A 16,270-nucleotide genomic window follows, 5' to 3' on the forward strand; every position below is an offset into this window, starting at 1 on the left:
CGGCCCACCCAGCATGGAAGGCGTGAACGACACGAAGATCGCGCTGGTCACCGGCGCAAACAAGGGAATCGGTTTCGCTATCGCACAAGGGCTCGGGGCGATCGGCTTCACGGTCGCCGTAGGCGCGCGCGACGAGGCAAGGCGCGATGAGGCCGTCGCGCGTCTGCGGGCCGCAGACGTCGACGCGTTCGGGGTCGCCCTCGACGTCACCTCCGACGACAGCGCCGCCGCGGCAGCGGCGACCGTCGAGCAGACGGCAGGACGGCTCGACGTGCTCGTCAACAACGCGGGCATCTCCGGCCGGACCGACGGTGGCGCGCAGGATCCGACGACGCTCGACCTCGACGTCGTGCGCACCGTCCTGGAAACGAACGTGTTCGGGGTCGTCCGGGTCACCAACGCGATGCTCCCGCTGCTCCACCGCGCGAGCTCGCCGCGCATCGTCAACATGTCGAGCAACATGGGCTCGCTGACGCTGCAGGCCGGCCCGCCCATCGCCGCGTACGCGACGTCGAAGTCGATGCTCAACAGCGTCACGGCACAGTACGCCCGCCGACTCGCCGACACGAACGTCATGGTCAACGCCGCCTGTCCCGGCTACGTCGCGACCGACTTCACCGGCTTCAACGCGCCGAGGACAGCCGAGCAGGGGGCCGCGATCGCGATCCGGCTCGCCACCCTGCCGGATGACGGACCGCGCGGCGGCTTCTTCGACGACGAGGGTGCCGTCCCCTGGTAATCCGGACGGACGGGAGGGACGCCGCGGACCTCCCGGTCACTGCACTTTGCGCGCGACGCCCGTGTGGATGTGGGCACGGGCGTCGCTGCCCGCTTCGATCCGGTCGTCGGGTCGCCACAGGTCGGCGGAGACGATGCCCGGCTCCACCGGAGCGGGACCGTCGAAGAAGGCGGCGATGTCTGCGGGGATGTCACGGCGCGCGGTTCCTCGGATCGTCGCGGCGCAGGGACGTGCCGATGCACGGAGACCTGGTGTCGAGGCCATGAGCGTATCGGTATCTGCCGATGGTCAGCCCGGACACCGGGTTCAGGTCGGGGCCGGGGCAAGTTCACCGACGTGGGGCCGGCCCCGTTCCGGCTGATACTCCACGAGGACGACCGCGGATCCGGCGGGTTCCAGGCGGCCCTGCAGCGGCGCATGGAGTCGGAACCGTTTCGCAAGGTCCGCCGCGATGACGGATACGCGTCCGTGCCGCTGGACGCGGTCCGGAGGTCGTCGAAGCCCCGAGACGAGGGTCGGCGCCGTGCTGAAGATCCTGAAACCGTAGTCAGTGCACCGGCCCAACCTGACGTGGTCGGCGCCGTCCGGGGCGTTCGACCCGATACGCACGGCCCGCCCCTGCGGTATCGCCGACCTCCCGGGGCGGTTCCATACCGAGTCGGGCCGCGGCGCGTCAGATGGCGTGGCGCAAGGACGCGACGTCGAGAGTGCCGCCGAAGCGGAGCTTACCGTACAAAGGGTAGGCGCGGGCGGTGACCTGGACGTGCTGGGTGATGGTGTGGGCGTCGCGCAGGCGGCGCTGCAATGGGCTGGTCGTGTTCACGGCCGCACCGCCGCCGAGGGTGTAGACGGTGTCCACGGCCGCAGCGGCTTCGGCCGTCGCGTGGCTCATGGCCAGCCGAGCACGCGACCGGGTGAGGGTGTCGGCCGTCGCGCCGTCGAGCGCTGGGCGCCACAGATCCTCCAGCGTCTCTAGCAGGAACGCGCGAGCGGCGTGCATCCGAGCCTCCGCACGGGCCAGTTCGGTATGCGCCAGCGGTGACTCGGCCAGGGAGCTGGGCTGGCCGAGCGAGGTCCCGCCCTCGGCGAGGGCGAGCAGATCGGCGATCGCGCCCGCGGCGTTGCCCAGGGCCACAGCGGGGTAGGCGAAGGAGACGTAGGCGTTCAGCGGGAACACCGACAGCGGTGACTCCTCCCGCGGCGCGGGCCGGGTCATGTCCACCAGGCGGTGCTCGGGGACGAAGGCGCCCGGCCGGACCGAGAAATGGCCGGATGCGGTCGCGCGCAGGCCGAGGGCGTCCCAGTCGTCCTCGACGAGGATGTCCGAGGCGGACAGGAACGCGACCAGGGCGCGCCCGTCGACGACCGTGTTCACGCCCGTCCAGTCCGCGTGCGGGGCCGCCGATCCCCAGGGCCAGCGGCCGGAGTCCATGACCAGCCCGCCGTCGGTGAAGTGCGCGGAGCCGCCCGGCATCTCGACGCAGGCGACCGGTGCCGTGCCGTCGAAGATCTCCCGAGCTCCGGCCTCGGGCAGGTAGTGGGCGTAGATCGAGTGCGTGGACGACGTGCACGGGTACCACGCGGCGCTCGCATCACCCTCGGCTACCGCCATGATCGCTTCGGCGCTGTTCACCGGGTCGAGCTCCGGTCCGCCCATACGGCTCGGCATGCCCATGCGCAGCAGTTCGGTTCCGGACAGCGCGTCCACCACCGGGGAGGCGAGCAGGCCCGCCTCCTCGCTCTCGCGGGCGTGTATCCGGGCGACGTCGGCGACGCTGCGAGCTGACTCCATGATCTTGTCGGACATGGGCCGATCGAACCGCAGCGCGCCGGGAGTGCCCAGTCGCCTCTTCGGTGGACACCGGTGCCCATCGGGCCCCTCGGTCGGGCACCGGTGGGCACCGTCCGCACCGCCGGGCGGTGCCCCGGGCCCCGTCGCCGACGGCCGCGGTTCGGTTTCAGCAGGATCCAGCGAGGACCCCGGCCCTTCAGGGCCGGGTCACGTTGGCGAACCCCAGGCCCGGCTAGGTGGCAGTCCGTTCGGCACGGCCGCGGCCGGACGGCGCGGGCGCCGGGAGGTGGCGCCCAGGACGAGGTTGTGCGCGGCGTGGCACAGGGCGGCGGCTACCACCCCGCCGATCAGCGCCAGCGCCGTCAGCACGGCACCGAACAGAAGCTGGTAGTACACGACGCGCCACCCGTTGCGCGGCACGTGCAGCAGGGCGAACCCCGCAAGCGACAGTGCGGCCGCGAGCGGGAGGGGCAGCCCGGAGTGCACCAGCCCGCCCAGGGCGGCGAGCCGCCACAGCGCCTCCTCGGCGGCGGCGCACAGCGCCGTTCCCGCGGCCCGGGCGGGGAAACGGGCGATGCGCCGCGGGCGGTGCACCACCGCGGCCATCAGCAGCGGGAACCCGACCCCGGCCGCGGCACCGGCAACCAGGAGCGGCCACGGGCTGCCCAGCTCCGGGAAGCCGGTGTCGGTGAACAGCAGCGCCAGAAAGCCGAGCCCGATCGTGGCGGCCGGATACACCCGCTCCGCCCGTGCCCGCGCGGCGCGCGCGAGCCGGCGGAGCGGGTCGCGTCCCCGGGGCCTGCGCAGCACCCAGGGCACGGCCAGATGGAGCGCTGCCAGCACGACCCCCATCAGTCGGCGGGCGGGCCGATCAGCACCGCGTAGACCGGGGCGTCGTCCACCCCGTTGTGGTCCACCATCGCCTCGGTGAGCGGGGCGTCGTAGAATCCGCCGATGGGCCGGGCGGCCAGGCCGTGCCCGGCGGCGAGCAGCAACAGGTTCTGCACCAGGTGCCCCGCCTCCAGCAGCACGAACCGGAGCGAGCGCTGGCCGTACTTGAAGCGTGACCGCCAGAACGAGGCCGAGACCAGGACGGTCAGCGCCGCCGACCCCTCGATGTTCGACGCGTTCAGCGCATCGTGTACGGCCTCCGTGTCGACGTCGCCCGCGTCGGTCAACTCGGTCCGGAACGGGTCGAAGTGGTAGCGCCCGCCGCAACGCAGCGAACCGACCCGGCGCGGGACCACGTAGACGTCCAGCGGGTACAGCGCGCCGCCCGAGGGGGTGGGCCGCAACGCGTGCCCGCCCAGCGCCCCGGAGACGCCGTAGGAGCGCACGAGCAGGCTCGCGAGCACCGGGAGCGGGACCTCGCCGTCGGAGAAGGCGTCGGCGCTGCGCCGCTCAGCCAGCGCCGACGCCAGCGACGCGGTCACCGGTTCGGCCTCCGGCAGCGGCACGATGGGCCTGTCCTCGTATCTGCGCGTGGAACGCTCGGTCATCCGCCGCATGTCCTCAGAGCGCTCCAGCCGCATGATGCCGGGGAGGTCCCGGGGGAGGCTGCTCGGATAGATCTTGGACGCCTCGAAGTAGTCCTCGGCGGGGTCGCCGATACCGGGCACCCCTGACTGGTAGACGACGTCGACCAGGTTCGAGGTATCGACCTCGGTCATAGCGGCTCCTTCACGGGAACGGGTGCGGTATCGGGTTGACGGCGCCCTCGGACCCCGGCTCCAGCAGGCCCAGCTCGACGGGGCGGCTGTGCATCCGCTCGCCGCCCAGGTAGCGCCTGCGGTAGCCGGTGTCGAGGGGCTGCATCTGCGGGGAGAACACCTTGACCACGTGGCCGCCGGCCTCCCGGACGTCCGGGCTGGTCAGATCCACCGCGTAGAGGTCGATTCCGTCCGCGGCCAGCCGCGAGATCAGCGCGTCGCGCAGCTCGCCCGGACTTCCGGACGGGTGAACCGGCATGGTGTCCGTCGTGGAGCGCTCGGTGGAGGAGTCGAGGAACCGCGTCTCCTCGACGAAGGCGCCGCGCGCGTGCAGGGTGATCTGGTCGTCGAAGGTCCGCAGGGTCTGGTCGAAGTCGGACTCGGGGTCCACGTATTCACCGGCGCGGCGCTTCGCGACCGCCCACGACCTGGTGCTGACCGCTTCGGCGACCGCCTTGGTGGCGGCTGCGGCCGGGGAGTGGCTCGCCGCCCCGCCGAGCCCCAGGGGGACGGCGCCGGGAAGGTCGTTGCGGACGACGGCGAGGACCACGGCGATCCCGCTGAAGACGCTGAGGTCGACCAGCGACACGGAGCATCCGGTGGGAGTGACGTGTTTGGCGATGTAGGCGGCTACCCGCGGGTCCGACTCGATGTCGATCAGCGGTCTCGACAGCCGCTTGTACCACGAGATCATGACGGCGTCGCGCTCCACCAGTTCCAGAAGTGCGCTCACCAGCGCCTCGTCTGCGGTGTTGCCGTAGGCCAGCCCGTTGCTGGTAGCGAACCCGATCGGGTTCACGTGCATGAGGTCCGAACGCAGGTACACCGGGTGAGCGGGAATCCAGACCAGCGCTCCGTCGCTCAGCCTCCGGCTCTGCACCCACGGCAGCCAGGTCGACTCGGTGAAGCGGACGTGGGCCGCGTTGGACTGCTCGTACTGCCATTCCGCGAACGGCTTGTACTGCCGAGGCGACAGGCAGTCGAGCCCCCGTCGTGTCAGTTCCGCCCGGGTTCCGTACTCCAGGCGGTCGAACGGCACGTAGGCGCCGCTGTAGCGTTCCACGGTCTCGCCGATGGCCGCGAGCCGCGCCCCCTCATGCGACGGCCCTCCGCCGCCGTTGACCTTGTTGCACGGTGTTCCCAGCACCTTCTCGGAGTCGCACGCCTCGCTGCCCCACGAGTACGCGTACAGGTCGTAGGTGTCCCGCGTACGCTCGAACACGCGGCGGACGATGCCGACCACCGGTGAAGTGAACGCGGACATGATTCGCTCGGCCTCCGCCGTCGATGTCCACGGGACGGCGCCGGCGGGTGCCGGCTCGGCGAGTGCGGTGGTCACTGTCCGGCCTCCTTCGCGAACCAGACCTGCGGGTAGCCGATCCCGGCGGACGGCGAGCAGCGCGGACACCGGGGCACCCGCAGCAGGCGGTGGCGCTCCACGTCGATCGCGTCGTAGCGCAGCGAGATCGTCGTCAGTTCGCCGGGAACGGACTGCCCCGCCCGTTCCTCCAAGCCGACGCGTTCGACGATCCGGTCCACGATGAGGCCGGTCTGGACCATCCGCAGCCCCGGGTAGCGCGCGGAGCCGTCGAACACCGGTCCCACCGGTTCGGCCTCCGCCAGCACCGACGACATCTCTTGCGATCCGAAGTTCGACGCCCGGCGCAGCAGGTAGCACTCGTAGCAGGCCGACTCGCCGGGAACGATCCAGGGACCGACGATCGCCTGCCCGCCGGTGAAGGGCACCACCGCCAGCCAGGGCACGCCCATGCCGTCGGCGAGCCGGTCAGCGTTCCACTCCGTCAGCAGCGAGTCCTGTTCGTGCCGGCCCACGACCACGGCGGGGGCGGTCGGGTCGTCGTCCGCGATCGTCACGCTCGCGGCGGTCAGCGCCGTGCGCAGATCATCGACCAGACTGCCCGAGCCCAGTAGCCGGACGGGACGGGTTCGCAGACGCGCCGAGATCTCCGTCCGGTCGACCGCACCGCCCCCGCGCTGCCACACCCCCAGCACGACCGGATCGTCGTCGGCTCCGGGGTCTTCGGCGTCCGGGGTCGCCTCGACGAACAGGCCGGCGGCCACGAGCTGGGCCATCAGCGTCTCGAACTGCGCCAGTCGGGTTTGCCCCGTCTCAGCGGGGTCGAGGTCGATACGGCCGTCGACCGACTGGTCGAGCAGGGAGACGACGAATCGGCGGATGCCCGGAGCCGAGCATCGGGACACCACTCCGCCGTGCCGCACCAGTATGTCCTGGCCACTGGCCAGCACCCGCGCCTCCGTGTTCACCAGCCAACTCCGCTTGCTGGTTTCGATCGTTGTCATGGGTTGGCGTCTCCCCAGAGTTCTAGCCGGCCGCGTCGAGGCTGTACCGGGCGTATCGGACGAGGTAGTCGGACAAGGGCGTCGGCGGGCGGCCGAGCGCCTGGGCCAGCACCGGCGAGACCGATCGGCACTGCTCGGACGTGGTCCACACCATGTAACCGGCGCGACGTGCGGCGAAGACGGGAGCGAACCCGGCCTGCTCCATGCTGGAGGCGAACACGTCCTCGTCCAGCCGTACGTACAGCAGGGAGCGGCCGTACAGGCCGTGCAGCAGATCGCAGGCTTCCCGCATCGGAACCGTGGCCGGACCGGTCACGTCGTAGGCCGCGTTCCACCGGTCCGGCAGGGACGCCAGTTCACCGATCAGCTCGACCACGTCGGCGACGCCCACCCATGGAGCGCCCTCCGGCTGCCACGCTGTCGGGAGCTGCCCGTCCATCGCGTATCGGGTGTTCCAGGCGAGCTCCTCGCCGAACGCGGCGCACCGCAGCACGCACCACCGCTCGGCCGTCTCGACGACGGCGGACTCCCGCGCGGCGACTTCTGCGGCGAAAGACCCGCTCGGCCCCCGGTCGGCGGCGAGCAGCGAGAGGACGACCAGCGGCAGGGCGCGACGGTTCACCAGCGGATCCATGGCAGCGTAAGAACACACGTCCACGACGATGAGGTCGGCCTCGTCAGCGTCGGGCGCGAGTTCGAGACGCGTCGACGCCGCGACGGCGTCGAGCAGTCCCCCGCGAACGGACTCCCGCAATCCCACCGGAAACACCCTTGTATTCTGCGCGCTCACGTAACCACTCTTCCCATGCCACACCGATTGCCTCATTTTCCCAAAATGAGCAGGTCCCGGGCAAGGCATTCATCGGCGATACGGTGTCACCTGTTCGGATGACGTGTCGCCCCTTCAGGCGACCTAACCGACACGGAGAAATCGGGTAGTTTTTCACCCGCCGGACGCGTGCGTCGCGGACGGTCCGATTCACTCTGCGAAGAAAACAGGAGAACGCGATGTCCGAACTACTGACCGAGGTACCCGCCGTCGAGGTCACCACCTTCGGCGACGAAGCCGTCTACTTCGAACCGGTCGCGGCCGCATGCAGCAGCAGCGTCATCAGTTGCTGCTGCTGCGCCTGACTCGACCAGCCGCTCCGGAACAAGCGGAAAAGTCGCCCGACCGGACGACTCATCCGCATCACTGAAACCGGGTAGTTTTCGATCCACCGGACGCGTGCGCCGTGGACGGTCCGATTCACTCTGCGAAGAAAACAGGAGAACGCGATGTCCGAACTACTGACCGAGGTACCCGCCGTCGAGGTCACCACCTTCGGCGACGAAGCCGTCTACTTCGAACCGGTCGTGGCCGGAAGCAGCAGCAGTCTGGTGTGCTGCTGCTGCTGTAGCTAGCCTCCGTCCTCGCCCGCGACCCGACGTTCCGGGGGAGTCGGCGACACCTCGATGGCCGACCGACGAGAATGCGGGCGAGGGAGCGATCTCCCTCGCCCGCCCCGAGCCGGCGGTCGGCCGGTCCCGCTCAGCCGCCCTCGGGCAGCAGGGCCAGCTCCGCCAGAGCACGCTCCCGGCTGGACCGGTCGAACGATCCCTCGAACGACGCGAGTGCCGACTCCAGGCACTCCCTCGCACACGCGTACTCGCCGGCCTCGCGCCAGACCGCCCCCTCCGACAGCGCGATGCGGGCGTCGGCGTGCTCCAGCCCTCCGGCGCCCTGGAGCGCCCTGGCCTCACGGTAGGTCTTGCCGGCCGCCCGCCACTCCCCCAGGCCCGCCAGGCAGTTGCCGACATTCTCCAGCGTCGTTCCCTCCAGCAGCCGCAGCACCTCCTTATTCGTCTCGGCCCCGTACCGGTCCATGTGGTCGAGCAGGGCCCGGTGGACCTCCAGCGCCTCCTCGTAGCGCCCCAGGGCGTGCAGAACCCTGCCGAGGCCGTTGCGCGCCGACATCTGGATATCGAAGAATTCGAACTCGGCGGAGATCGCGGCGGCCTCCCGGCTGTGCGAGAGGGCCTCCGACGGCCTGCCCAGACGCAGCAGCTCCATACTCATGTAGGCGTGGGCCCAGGCCTGCTCGTGGCGGTCGCCCACCTCGACTGCGATCGACAGCGCTTCGCCGTGGGTGGCCAGCCCTTCTTCGTTCCGATCCAGGCAGACGTACTGGGCCCAGCCGAGGAAGTTGAGCAGTACCGCCTCGTCACGCCTGCTGCCGAGCGCCCGCGCCGCCTCCGCACCCAAGCGGAAAACCTGCTCCCAGGGCCGCTGGTAGACCCGGCTGTCGGAGTACCAGTGCATCGCTTCGGCCAGGTCGACCACCTGGCGGTGGCGGCCCAATCCCGCCGCCGCGCGCTGTGCCGCCACCCAGTTCGTCCCCTCCTGCTCCAGCCACTCCGCAGCCGCCGCGCGCGAGGCGAACGAGCCGGAGTGCAGCACGTTCGGAAAGAACAACCCCGCGGCGGCGGTGGCGGTGTCCAGGATGTGGTCCAGCAGCGCGTCGCGCAGCCGCTCGCGCTCCTGGCGCGGTTCCTCCGCTTCGTGGCGTTCGGCGGCGAAGATCCGGATCAGATCGTGGAACTGGAACCGGCCGGGAACCGAAGTGGTCTGCAGGAGGCTGGCGTCGGCGAGCTCGTCGAGGTGGGCGTGCACGTCGGCGGCGGGCACCCCGGTGGCCACCGCCGCCAGCTCGGCGCCGAAGTCCGCGCCGGGCAGGGCGGCCAGTCGCCGGAACACCGCCTGCGCGGACCGGGCCAGGCGGTGGTAGGACATCTCGAAGGCCGACCGCATCTGCAGGTCGCCCGCCGCCAGGGAGCGAAGCCGGGTGCGCTCGTCGGTCAGCAGTTTCACCTGATGGTCCAGGGACCAGCGCGGTCGGGTGGCCAGCCGGTTGCCCACGATCCGCACCGCCAGCGGCAGGTTCCCGCACAGTTCGGCCAGCTCCGCCGCAGCCTGCGGCTCGACCGCGATGCGGTCTGCACCGGCGATCGCCGCCAGCAGACCGACGGCGTCCGCGCCCTCCAGCGGTTCCAGCCGCATCCACCGCGCGCCGTCCAGTCCCGCAAGCGCGTGCCGGCACGTGACGACCGTCAGACATCCCCGCCCGACCGTGAGAAGAGGGCGCACCTGGGCCTCGTCGGCGGCGTTGTCCAGCAGGAGCAGTACCCTGCGCCCCCGCAGCAGCGACCGGAGCAGACTCGACTGCTCCGCCTCGGCCGCCGGGACACGGGCGGCGGGCACGTCGAGGGCGCGCAGCAGCCGCTCCAGCGCGGCCCGCGCGGGAAGCGGCTGCTCGTCCATGCCGCGCAGGTCCACCGCCAGGCACCCGTCCGGAAACCGCGCAGCCAGCTCGTCGGCCGCCGTGAGCGCGAGCGCGGTCTTACCCACTCCGGGCGGTCCGGCCAGCACGACGACGCCGCCGGCATCGGCCTCCGCGTGGAACCGCTCCAGTTCGTCCCGCCGACCGACCAGGTCCGTCACGCGCGGCGGCAGCGAGCTGGTCTCCAGGAACTCGGCCCCATGCGACACTCCGCGGCGGCGGTACACCTGGGCCGTGGTGAGGAACTCCTCCCGCTCGTCACCGGACAGGCCCAGTCCTTCCGCCAGCGCCTCCGTCGAGCGCTGCTGTGCGGCCCGGGCCCGCCCCCGCTCCAGTTCCCGCAGGGCGCGCACACTCATGCCGGAGACGCGGGCCAGCTCCGCCTGCGACATCCCGGTCGCACGCCGATACCACAGGAGCAGCCTCCCGAAGGCCGATGTCCCGTCCTCATTCATGTCGCTCGCCGCCTGCGAGCGACCGGCAGTTTCCGCCACGGGCGAAGCTGCCGCCCCGAACAACTGGCGCGGCGCGCTCCCGACCTGATTTCCTCAAAAAGTCCCGCCGGAATGCACACCGCCCAGCGGGGTCGCATACGCCTTTCGGACACGTCATGGACGCTCCCTCGTTACCTTATTAACTTTATTTTTACCGAGCGAATCACATTCGTTTAAAGCGGAGAAACGAAGATGACACCGGCGCACCCCGAACCGGAGAGCAATGATACCGCACACACCAGAACCCGGGTGTTCGTCGCCGACGACGGATCGATCGTATGCAACGGATTGATCGCCGCTCTGACGGAAATCGGTCTTCTCGAAATCGTGAAAGTCGAGTTCACCGCCTCGAGGATACTCGAATCGGTTCGGCGTGTCACTCCGGACGTGGTGATCATCCCGTTGTGGGAAAGCGGAACCGTGCCGCTGATCCGACAGGTCCGCGACGCTTCGAGTGAGTCCACCGCCGTTCTCGTGATCGGCGAAAACGGTCCACTGCTGGACCGGTCGATCGGGACGGGCGCCGCCGCTGTGCTCTCCTGGCGCGCCACCGTGCCGGAAGTCTCACTCGCGGTCATCGCCGCGACGACGGGCGAGCCCGCACAGGCCCGGCGCCGACCGTCCGCCGACGGCGGGCTCGGGTTGAGCGGGCGCGAACTGGAGGTGATGCGCCTGGCTGCGGAAGGGCTGACCAATTCCAGTGCGGCCCGCGCACTCCACCTCAGCGAGGCCACGGTCAAGACCTACTGGCGCCGCGTCTTCCGCAAGCTCGACGTGCACGACCGCACCACCGCCGTCGCCGCCGCGATCTCTGCGGGAGCGCTGCCCGTCCGCGCCGCCGACCCCGCGCCTTTCCCCGTCTCCCCCTGCCCCGCCTGAACCGCGAAACGGATACCCATGCACACGCGTACCGCCTTCCACAACGACCTGGTCCGAATCCGCCGCGCACTGCACCACACCCCCGAGACCGGTCTCCACCTCCCGCGCACCCAGGAGCAGATCCTGACCGAACTCGACGGACTGGGTCTGGAAGTGCGTACGGGCAGCGAACTGACGTCGGTCACCGCCGTGCTGCAAGGCCGCCGCCCCGGGCCCGTCGTGCTGCTGCGTGCCGACATGGACGCGCTTCCGGTCACCGAGCACGGCACGGAGCCTTTCGCTTCGCAGCACCCCGGTATGATGCACGCCTGCGGACACGACCTGCACATGGCCATGCTCGTGGGGGCGGCGCGGCTGCTACGCGACGCCGAGTTCGCCGGCTCGGTGGTCCTCATGTTCCAGCCCGGCGAAGAGGGGTGCGGCGGCGCGGAGCTGATGGTGCGCGAGGGCGTGCTCGACGCGGGCGGCGACCGGCCTGTCGCGGCCTACGCCCTGCACGTGGTCGCGTCCAACGTGCCCAGCGGCCTGTTCGTGTCCAGGCCAGGTGTCGTCCTCGGCGCGTCGGACACGTTGCGGCTGACCCTGCTGGGCTCCGGCGGGCACAGCGCGATGCCGCACATGGCACGCTCCCCGATTCCGGCGGCCTGCGCGATCGCGGGCTCCGCGCAGAGCGCGGTCGGTGCCGCCGTCGACCCGTTCGACCCCGCACTGGCTACGGTGACGACCGTCCACGCCGGTGAGGCCGACAACGCGATTCCGGACCGGGCCGAGGTCGTCCTCTCGGTGCGCTCCTACTCGGCGACCGCCCGCGGCCGGGCGCGCGACGCGATCGTCCGGCTGGCCGAGGGCACCGCCGCGGCCCACGGGGTCGAGGTGCGGGTCTGCCCCGAGGACGGCTACCCGGTCACCCGCAACGACCCCCAGGAGACGGCGTTCGCGGCGGCGACGGTGCAGGAGGTGTTCGGCGCCGACCGCTACGTCCAGATCCCGCGCCCGCTGCCGATGTCCGAGGACTTCGCCTACGTGCTGGACGAGGTGCCGGGCGCTTATATGTCGGTCGGCGCGTGCCCGCCGGACCGCGATCCCGCGACCGCCGCGCCCAATCACTCTCCGGAGGCGGCCTACGACGACGGCGTTCTGGCCGACGGAGCGCGGCTATACGCCGAACTGGCGCTGCGCCGCCTGGCCGCAGCCTGAGCGTGAGCGCGCGCCGCATCCCTACTGCCGGCGGCGTGGGCGCGGGGCCGCCGCCGTCGAGGGCCGAGCGCACATATGCCACGTCATGCGCAGGGTGATCGCCAGCCTTTCCGGGTCCTCGTCGTCGGGCTCGGCGAGACTGCGGCCCATGACCCCGCCCCACCGGCAAGAAGACGTCAGGAGCGTCGGCAGCGACGACCTGGAACGAGCGTTCTCGATACAGGAGAGACACGGGCGTCGGGCGACACGGCCACCCGCCAGCGGGCAGTGGGGGCGCCTGGCCGCTTCCTCGCCTTACCGGTATGTCCGCCTACTGCGTGGAGTCAGGAGGAAGTCGATCCGCGGTCGTAGGCTTCCTGTGACGCTGACACGTCGCCGAGGTGTGCGATCGACCATTCCTCGAGCGCGCGCAGCGGATCGCGCAGGGTGCGGCCCGCCTCGGTGAGCGTGTACTCGACGCGCACCGGAACTTCGGGGTAGACGGTGCGGCACACGAGCCCGTCCCGTTCGAGCCCGCGCAGAGTCTGGGTGAGCATCTTCTGCGAGATGCCGTCGATGCGTCGGCGCAGCTCTGAGAAGCGGGCGGCACCGTCCCAGAGGGCGCCCACGATGAGCACCGTCCAACGGTCGCCGATGCGATCCAGGATGCGGCGAGTCGGGCAGTCCGCGCGGTAGGGACTGCCGCGGAGCACCGACTCGCCCTGAGCGGTTACCACAAAGCGCCTTCTTCCGATCGGAGAGTTACGCTCGCACGGTAACCGTTGCGCGTTGTCCGACGCCATCCATCCCGTCGAAGGGCACCCTCATGTCTCGCATTACCGTCATCGGCGGCACCGGCTATGCCGGTTCGGCCATCGTCGCGGAAGCCGCCACTCGCGGCCACCAGGTCACCGCACTGAGCCGCTCGCGCCCCGACGCCCCGATCCCGAACGTGACCTACGTCCAAGGTGACGCCACCGACGAAACAACACTCTCGGCATCCGTTGAGAACGCGGACGTCGTCGTGGGCGCACTCTCCCCGCGCGGCCCGCTGGCCGACACCTACCGCGACACCTACCGCACCATCGCGCGTCTGGCCGATACCGCAGGTGTACCCCTGTTCGTCGTGGGCGGCGCCTCGTCGCTGCGCCCCGCGCCCGGGGCGGATCGCTTCGTCAGCGACCTCAGCGACATCCCCGAAGAGTTCCGCGACGAGATCCGCGCCGGTGCGGCGCTCATCATCGAGGACTTCCCGGCCACGCCCACGACACTCGACTGGGTCTTTGTGAGCCCGCCGCGCAGGTTCGGCGCACATATGCCCGGTGAACGCCTCGGCCGTTATCGGCTCGGCAACGACGTCGCGGTGCAGCCCGAGGACGGCGGCGCGATCTCCGCCGCGGACTACGCCCTCGGGTTCGTCGACCTCATCGAGAAAGGCGACCACCACAGGGCACACGTCAACCTCGGTCACTGACCCATGCTCCAGCCGCACTCGGCCTCGATCTCGTACGGCGCTCCGCAGACGGGCTGACAGGGCGTTCGACGGGGGCGCGGCCGGGCGGGGCCGAATACGATCCGCCGCGCCCGTGCCGTCCGCCCCCGTGGCCGCGATCCAGACCGCGTACTCGCTGTGGGCCCGCGACCTCGAGACCGAGATCCTTCCGCTGTTGCGCGAGTTGGGCATCGGTCCGGTGCCCTGCAGATCGAGTACTCGCTGCTCAGCCGTGACGTTGAAGACGAGATCCTCCCCGTCTGCCGCGAGCTGGGCATCGGCATCACGGCGTACGGCGTCCTGGCCAAGGGCCTTGTCGGCGGCAGCGGCGCCGCGGGCGGCGCCTTGCCGATGATCCCTCGCTTCCGGCCGGGGAACCGCGTCTTCGCGAGCAAACGAGGAGGCCGCGAGGCGGATGAAGCCGCCCGCTAGTGCGCGCGTCGAGCGCGCGCGGCTCCCTCCCGCCGAGGAGCCGGAAGCGGCCGGCTGCGTGGCGCCCGACCCCGTGACCCCGGCACCGGGTCAGCCGATGTCCAGCACCGCCTTGCCGTGCAGGCGACGGCCGAGCAGCGCCTGTACCGCCTCCTCGCAGCGGGTCCACGAGCCGCGCCAACTGATCCCCGGGTCGAGGCGGCCCGCGGCGACCTCGGCGGAAAGCCAGGCCAGGTCGGCGGAGAAGTCCGCGGCCGGGTCGGAGAACAGGAAGAACGTACGGATGGACCTGTCGTGCCGTCCCGCGTTGCCCAGCAGCGCCTCGGGCACGAAGACGGCATCGGCTTCGGACGAGCGTCCCACGCTCACCACCGTTCCGCCGGCGTCCACTGCGGCGAAGGCGTCCACCAACTGCCGACCTCCGACGTTGTCCAGCGCCGCGGCTACGGGCCGCTGCACAGCGGCCGGTTCGGGGTGCACCTCGTGCGCGCCCAGCGCCCGCAGACCGTCCGCCTGGGCGGGGTTCCGGCTGGTCGCCACCACGTCGGCACCTGCTCGGGCGGCGAGTTGCACCGCGTAGCGCCCGACGCCGCCGGAGGCGCCGGTGACCATGATGCGCCGGCCGAGCATCGGGCCCATGCGGCGCAATACGTGCAGCGCGCTCAGTCCGGCGACCGGAACGGTGCTGGCGGCGCCGGGGTCGCAGCCCTCGGGCACGGTGCCGAGCAGGGTGGTCGGCACCGCGCGCAGTTCCGCCCAGCCGGTCTCGCCCAGGGTGACGACCCGGGTTCCCTCGGGCGGGCCCGAGCCGTCGCCCGCGGGCTTGACCACCACCCCCGCCGCGTCCCAGCCGAGCACTGTGCCCTCGGGCGTCTGCGGATCGGTGGCGCCTTTGACCTCGCCGTAGTTCAGCGAGGCCGCTTCCACCCGCACCAATGCCTCGTCCGGCGCGGGCACCGGGTCGGGCACCTCGGCCGGCGCAAGGTGCGTCGACGCGTTGTGGTCCACCACGAGTGCCTGCATGGAATCCGCCTCCTCTGAATACACGTGCATAAAAGTGCCATAGTGTGGCGTTTGCTCTAGTGAAGCATACGCTCGATAAAGGCATGTCCGCTACGCTGGAGTGCATGACGACCGCCGACCCGCCCTCCTCGCTTCGCGAACGCAGGAAGCTGCGCACCCGCCAGGCCCTGGCCGAAACCGCCGTCTCGCTGTTCGGCGAGCACGGGTTCGACGACACGCCGCTCGACACGCTCCTGGAGGAGGTCGAGGTGTCGAGGCGGACCTTCTTCCGCTATTACCGCTCCAAGGAGGACGTGGCGTTCACAGCTGTCCAGCGGTTCTGGAGCGCCTTCCTGCCGGTCCTCGACGAGACGGAGAAGTCCGGACGGCTGGCCGACATCCTGCGCGACGCGATTCTGGCCACCCTCGACCGCATGGACGAGGAGTGGTACCCGCGCTTCTCCGCCACCCTGGACCTGATCGAGCGCTCGCCCGCGCTGAACGGGCACTCCCTGCGGCATTGCGCCGAGATCCAAGACGAGATCAGGCGCCGGGTGGGTGCCCCGGACGGCCTTGAGACGCGGCTGCTCGTCGAGTTCTCGGTGGCCACCTGGCGCGGCGCGCTGGAGGAATGGCTGGCCGAAGGCGACCCCGGCGACCTGCCCCGGTGTGTGCAGCGCGCCTTCGCCGCCATGGACCGCAGCCTGCACGTGCAGGTCTGAGCCGCCAGGTGTATGGCCCGCCGACTGCGAACCGCCCGCAGCGGGCAGTCCAGGTTCGCGGCGACGACCGGGCGTGTTCAGCTCGGGACGACGGGAGCCAGCCGGCGAATGACGGTTTCCGTCGCCCGCACGCCGAGAACGACACAGCGGTTTACCGGGTGGTCCTCCAAGGCGCCGGCGGCGGCCGGCCG

At 71.0% G+C, this 16,270-nt stretch carries 18 protein-coding genes; 8 read left to right on the plus strand and 10 right to left on the minus strand.

The features are described from left to right. Nucleotides 1-13: 13 nt before the first annotated feature. Nucleotides 14-739, plus strand: a complete 726-nt coding sequence (locus HNR25_RS10530) for an SDR family oxidoreductase (protein WP_184634557.1) — start codon at nucleotides 14-16, stop codon at nucleotides 737-739. 36 nt (nucleotides 740-775) lie between these two features. Here HNR25_RS10530 and HNR25_RS10535 read toward each other — a convergent pair whose 3' ends face one another. The 7 genes from HNR25_RS10535 to HNR25_RS10565 all read right to left on the minus strand — a co-directional run bounded on the left by HNR25_RS10535 (nucleotide 776) and on the right by HNR25_RS10565 (nucleotide 7,322). Next, nucleotides 776-1,003, minus strand: coding sequence for an SAM-dependent methyltransferase (locus HNR25_RS10535; RefSeq protein WP_184634559.1), 228 nt, complete (start codon nucleotides 1,001-1,003; stop codon nucleotides 776-778). A gap of 409 nt (nucleotides 1,004-1,412) precedes the next feature. Then, a complete protein-coding gene (locus tag HNR25_RS10540; protein WP_184634562.1) occupies nucleotides 1,413-2,546 on the minus strand; it encodes an acyl-CoA dehydrogenase family protein in 1,134 nt (377 codons plus the stop codon). 192 nt (nucleotides 2,547-2,738) lie between these two features. Next, nucleotides 2,739-3,374 (minus strand): CPBP family glutamic-type intramembrane protease, encoded by a 636-nt coding sequence (locus tag HNR25_RS10545; RefSeq protein WP_184634564.1) that lies wholly within the window; start codon nucleotides 3,372-3,374, stop codon nucleotides 2,739-2,741. A gap of 8 nt (nucleotides 3,375-3,382) precedes the next feature. Further along, the gene (locus HNR25_RS10550; protein ID WP_184634566.1) at nucleotides 3,383-4,201 is read right to left on the minus strand and encodes a SagB/ThcOx family dehydrogenase; all 819 of its coding nucleotides are present in this window, start codon (nucleotides 4,199-4,201) and stop codon (nucleotides 3,383-3,385) included. A gap of 10 nt (nucleotides 4,202-4,211) precedes the next feature. Continuing rightward, entirely contained in the window at nucleotides 4,212-5,579 is a 1,368-nt protein-coding gene (locus tag HNR25_RS10555) for a SagD/YcaO family ATP-dependent cyclodehydratase (RefSeq protein ID WP_184634568.1), read from the minus strand. After that, complete coding sequence (locus HNR25_RS10560) at nucleotides 5,576-6,562, minus strand: TOMM precursor leader peptide-binding protein (protein WP_184634570.1); 987 nt, start codon at nucleotides 6,560-6,562, stop codon at nucleotides 5,576-5,578. Before HNR25_RS10560 ends, HNR25_RS10555 begins: the two co-directional genes overlap by 4 nt. Before the next feature lie 22 nt (nucleotides 6,563-6,584). Next, nucleotides 6,585-7,322: a Rossmann-fold NAD(P)-binding domain-containing protein gene (locus tag HNR25_RS10565; protein ID WP_312862468.1), complete on the minus strand. Its 738-nt coding sequence runs from the start codon at nucleotides 7,320-7,322 to the stop codon at nucleotides 6,585-6,587. Between the two features lie 248 nt (nucleotides 7,323-7,570). Between HNR25_RS10565 and HNR25_RS26465 the strand changes: the two genes are divergently transcribed. Together HNR25_RS26465 and HNR25_RS26470 are read left to right on the plus strand one after the other, a co-directional pair. Next, the gene (locus HNR25_RS26465; protein WP_281387490.1) at nucleotides 7,571-7,696 is read left to right on the plus strand and encodes a hypothetical protein; all 126 of its coding nucleotides are present in this window, start codon (nucleotides 7,571-7,573) and stop codon (nucleotides 7,694-7,696) included. Nucleotides 7,697-7,840: 144 nt separating this feature from the next. Next, a complete protein-coding gene (locus tag HNR25_RS26470; RefSeq protein WP_281387491.1) occupies nucleotides 7,841-7,966 on the plus strand; it encodes a hypothetical protein in 126 nt (41 codons plus the stop codon). Between the two features lie 127 nt (nucleotides 7,967-8,093). Here the strand turns inward: HNR25_RS26470 and HNR25_RS10570 are convergent, their stop codons facing one another. Then, nucleotides 8,094-10,337, minus strand: coding sequence for an ATP-binding protein (locus tag HNR25_RS10570; protein WP_184634572.1), 2,244 nt, complete (start codon nucleotides 10,335-10,337; stop codon nucleotides 8,094-8,096). Between the two features lie 231 nt (nucleotides 10,338-10,568). Between HNR25_RS10570 and HNR25_RS10575 the strand changes: the two genes are divergently transcribed. Further along, complete coding sequence (locus HNR25_RS10575; RefSeq protein WP_184634574.1) at nucleotides 10,569-11,255, plus strand: response regulator transcription factor; 687 nt, start codon at nucleotides 10,569-10,571, stop codon at nucleotides 11,253-11,255. A gap of 18 nt (nucleotides 11,256-11,273) precedes the next feature. After that, the gene (locus tag HNR25_RS10580) at nucleotides 11,274-12,452 is read left to right on the plus strand and encodes a M20 metallopeptidase family protein (protein ID WP_184634576.1); all 1,179 of its coding nucleotides are present in this window, start codon (nucleotides 11,274-11,276) and stop codon (nucleotides 12,450-12,452) included. 323 nt (nucleotides 12,453-12,775) lie between these two features. Here the strand turns inward: HNR25_RS10580 and HNR25_RS10585 are convergent, their stop codons facing one another. Continuing rightward, nucleotides 12,776-13,168: a winged helix-turn-helix transcriptional regulator gene (locus HNR25_RS10585; protein WP_312862470.1), complete on the minus strand. Its 393-nt coding sequence runs from the start codon at nucleotides 13,166-13,168 to the stop codon at nucleotides 12,776-12,778. Nucleotides 13,169-13,257: 89 nt separating this feature from the next. Here HNR25_RS10585 and HNR25_RS10590 point away from each other — a divergent pair, with 89 nt between their 5' ends. Then, nucleotides 13,258-13,905: an NAD(P)-dependent oxidoreductase gene (locus HNR25_RS10590; RefSeq protein WP_184634581.1), complete on the plus strand. Its 648-nt coding sequence runs from the start codon at nucleotides 13,258-13,260 to the stop codon at nucleotides 13,903-13,905. Between the two features lie 156 nt (nucleotides 13,906-14,061). After that, a complete protein-coding gene (locus HNR25_RS25345) occupies nucleotides 14,062-14,355 on the plus strand; it encodes an aldo/keto reductase (protein WP_312862471.1) in 294 nt (97 codons plus the stop codon). Between the two features lie 90 nt (nucleotides 14,356-14,445). On the opposite strand, the gene HNR25_RS10600 is transcribed toward HNR25_RS25345, so the two are convergent. Further along, complete coding sequence (locus tag HNR25_RS10600) at nucleotides 14,446-15,378, minus strand: zinc-binding dehydrogenase (RefSeq protein ID WP_184634583.1); 933 nt, start codon at nucleotides 15,376-15,378, stop codon at nucleotides 14,446-14,448. 83 nt (nucleotides 15,379-15,461) lie between these two features. On the opposite strand from HNR25_RS10600, the gene HNR25_RS10605 reads away from it, so the two are divergent. Beyond that, nucleotides 15,462-16,079, plus strand: a complete 618-nt coding sequence (locus tag HNR25_RS10605) for an acyl-CoA-like ligand-binding transcription factor (protein WP_246463590.1) — start codon at nucleotides 15,462-15,464, stop codon at nucleotides 16,077-16,079. The last annotated feature ends 191 nt before the right edge of the window (nucleotides 16,080-16,270 follow it).

The sequence above is a fragment of the Streptomonospora salina genome (assembly GCF_014204715.1).
GTDB lineage: Bacteria > Actinomycetota > Actinomycetes > Streptosporangiales > Streptosporangiaceae > Streptomonospora > Streptomonospora salina.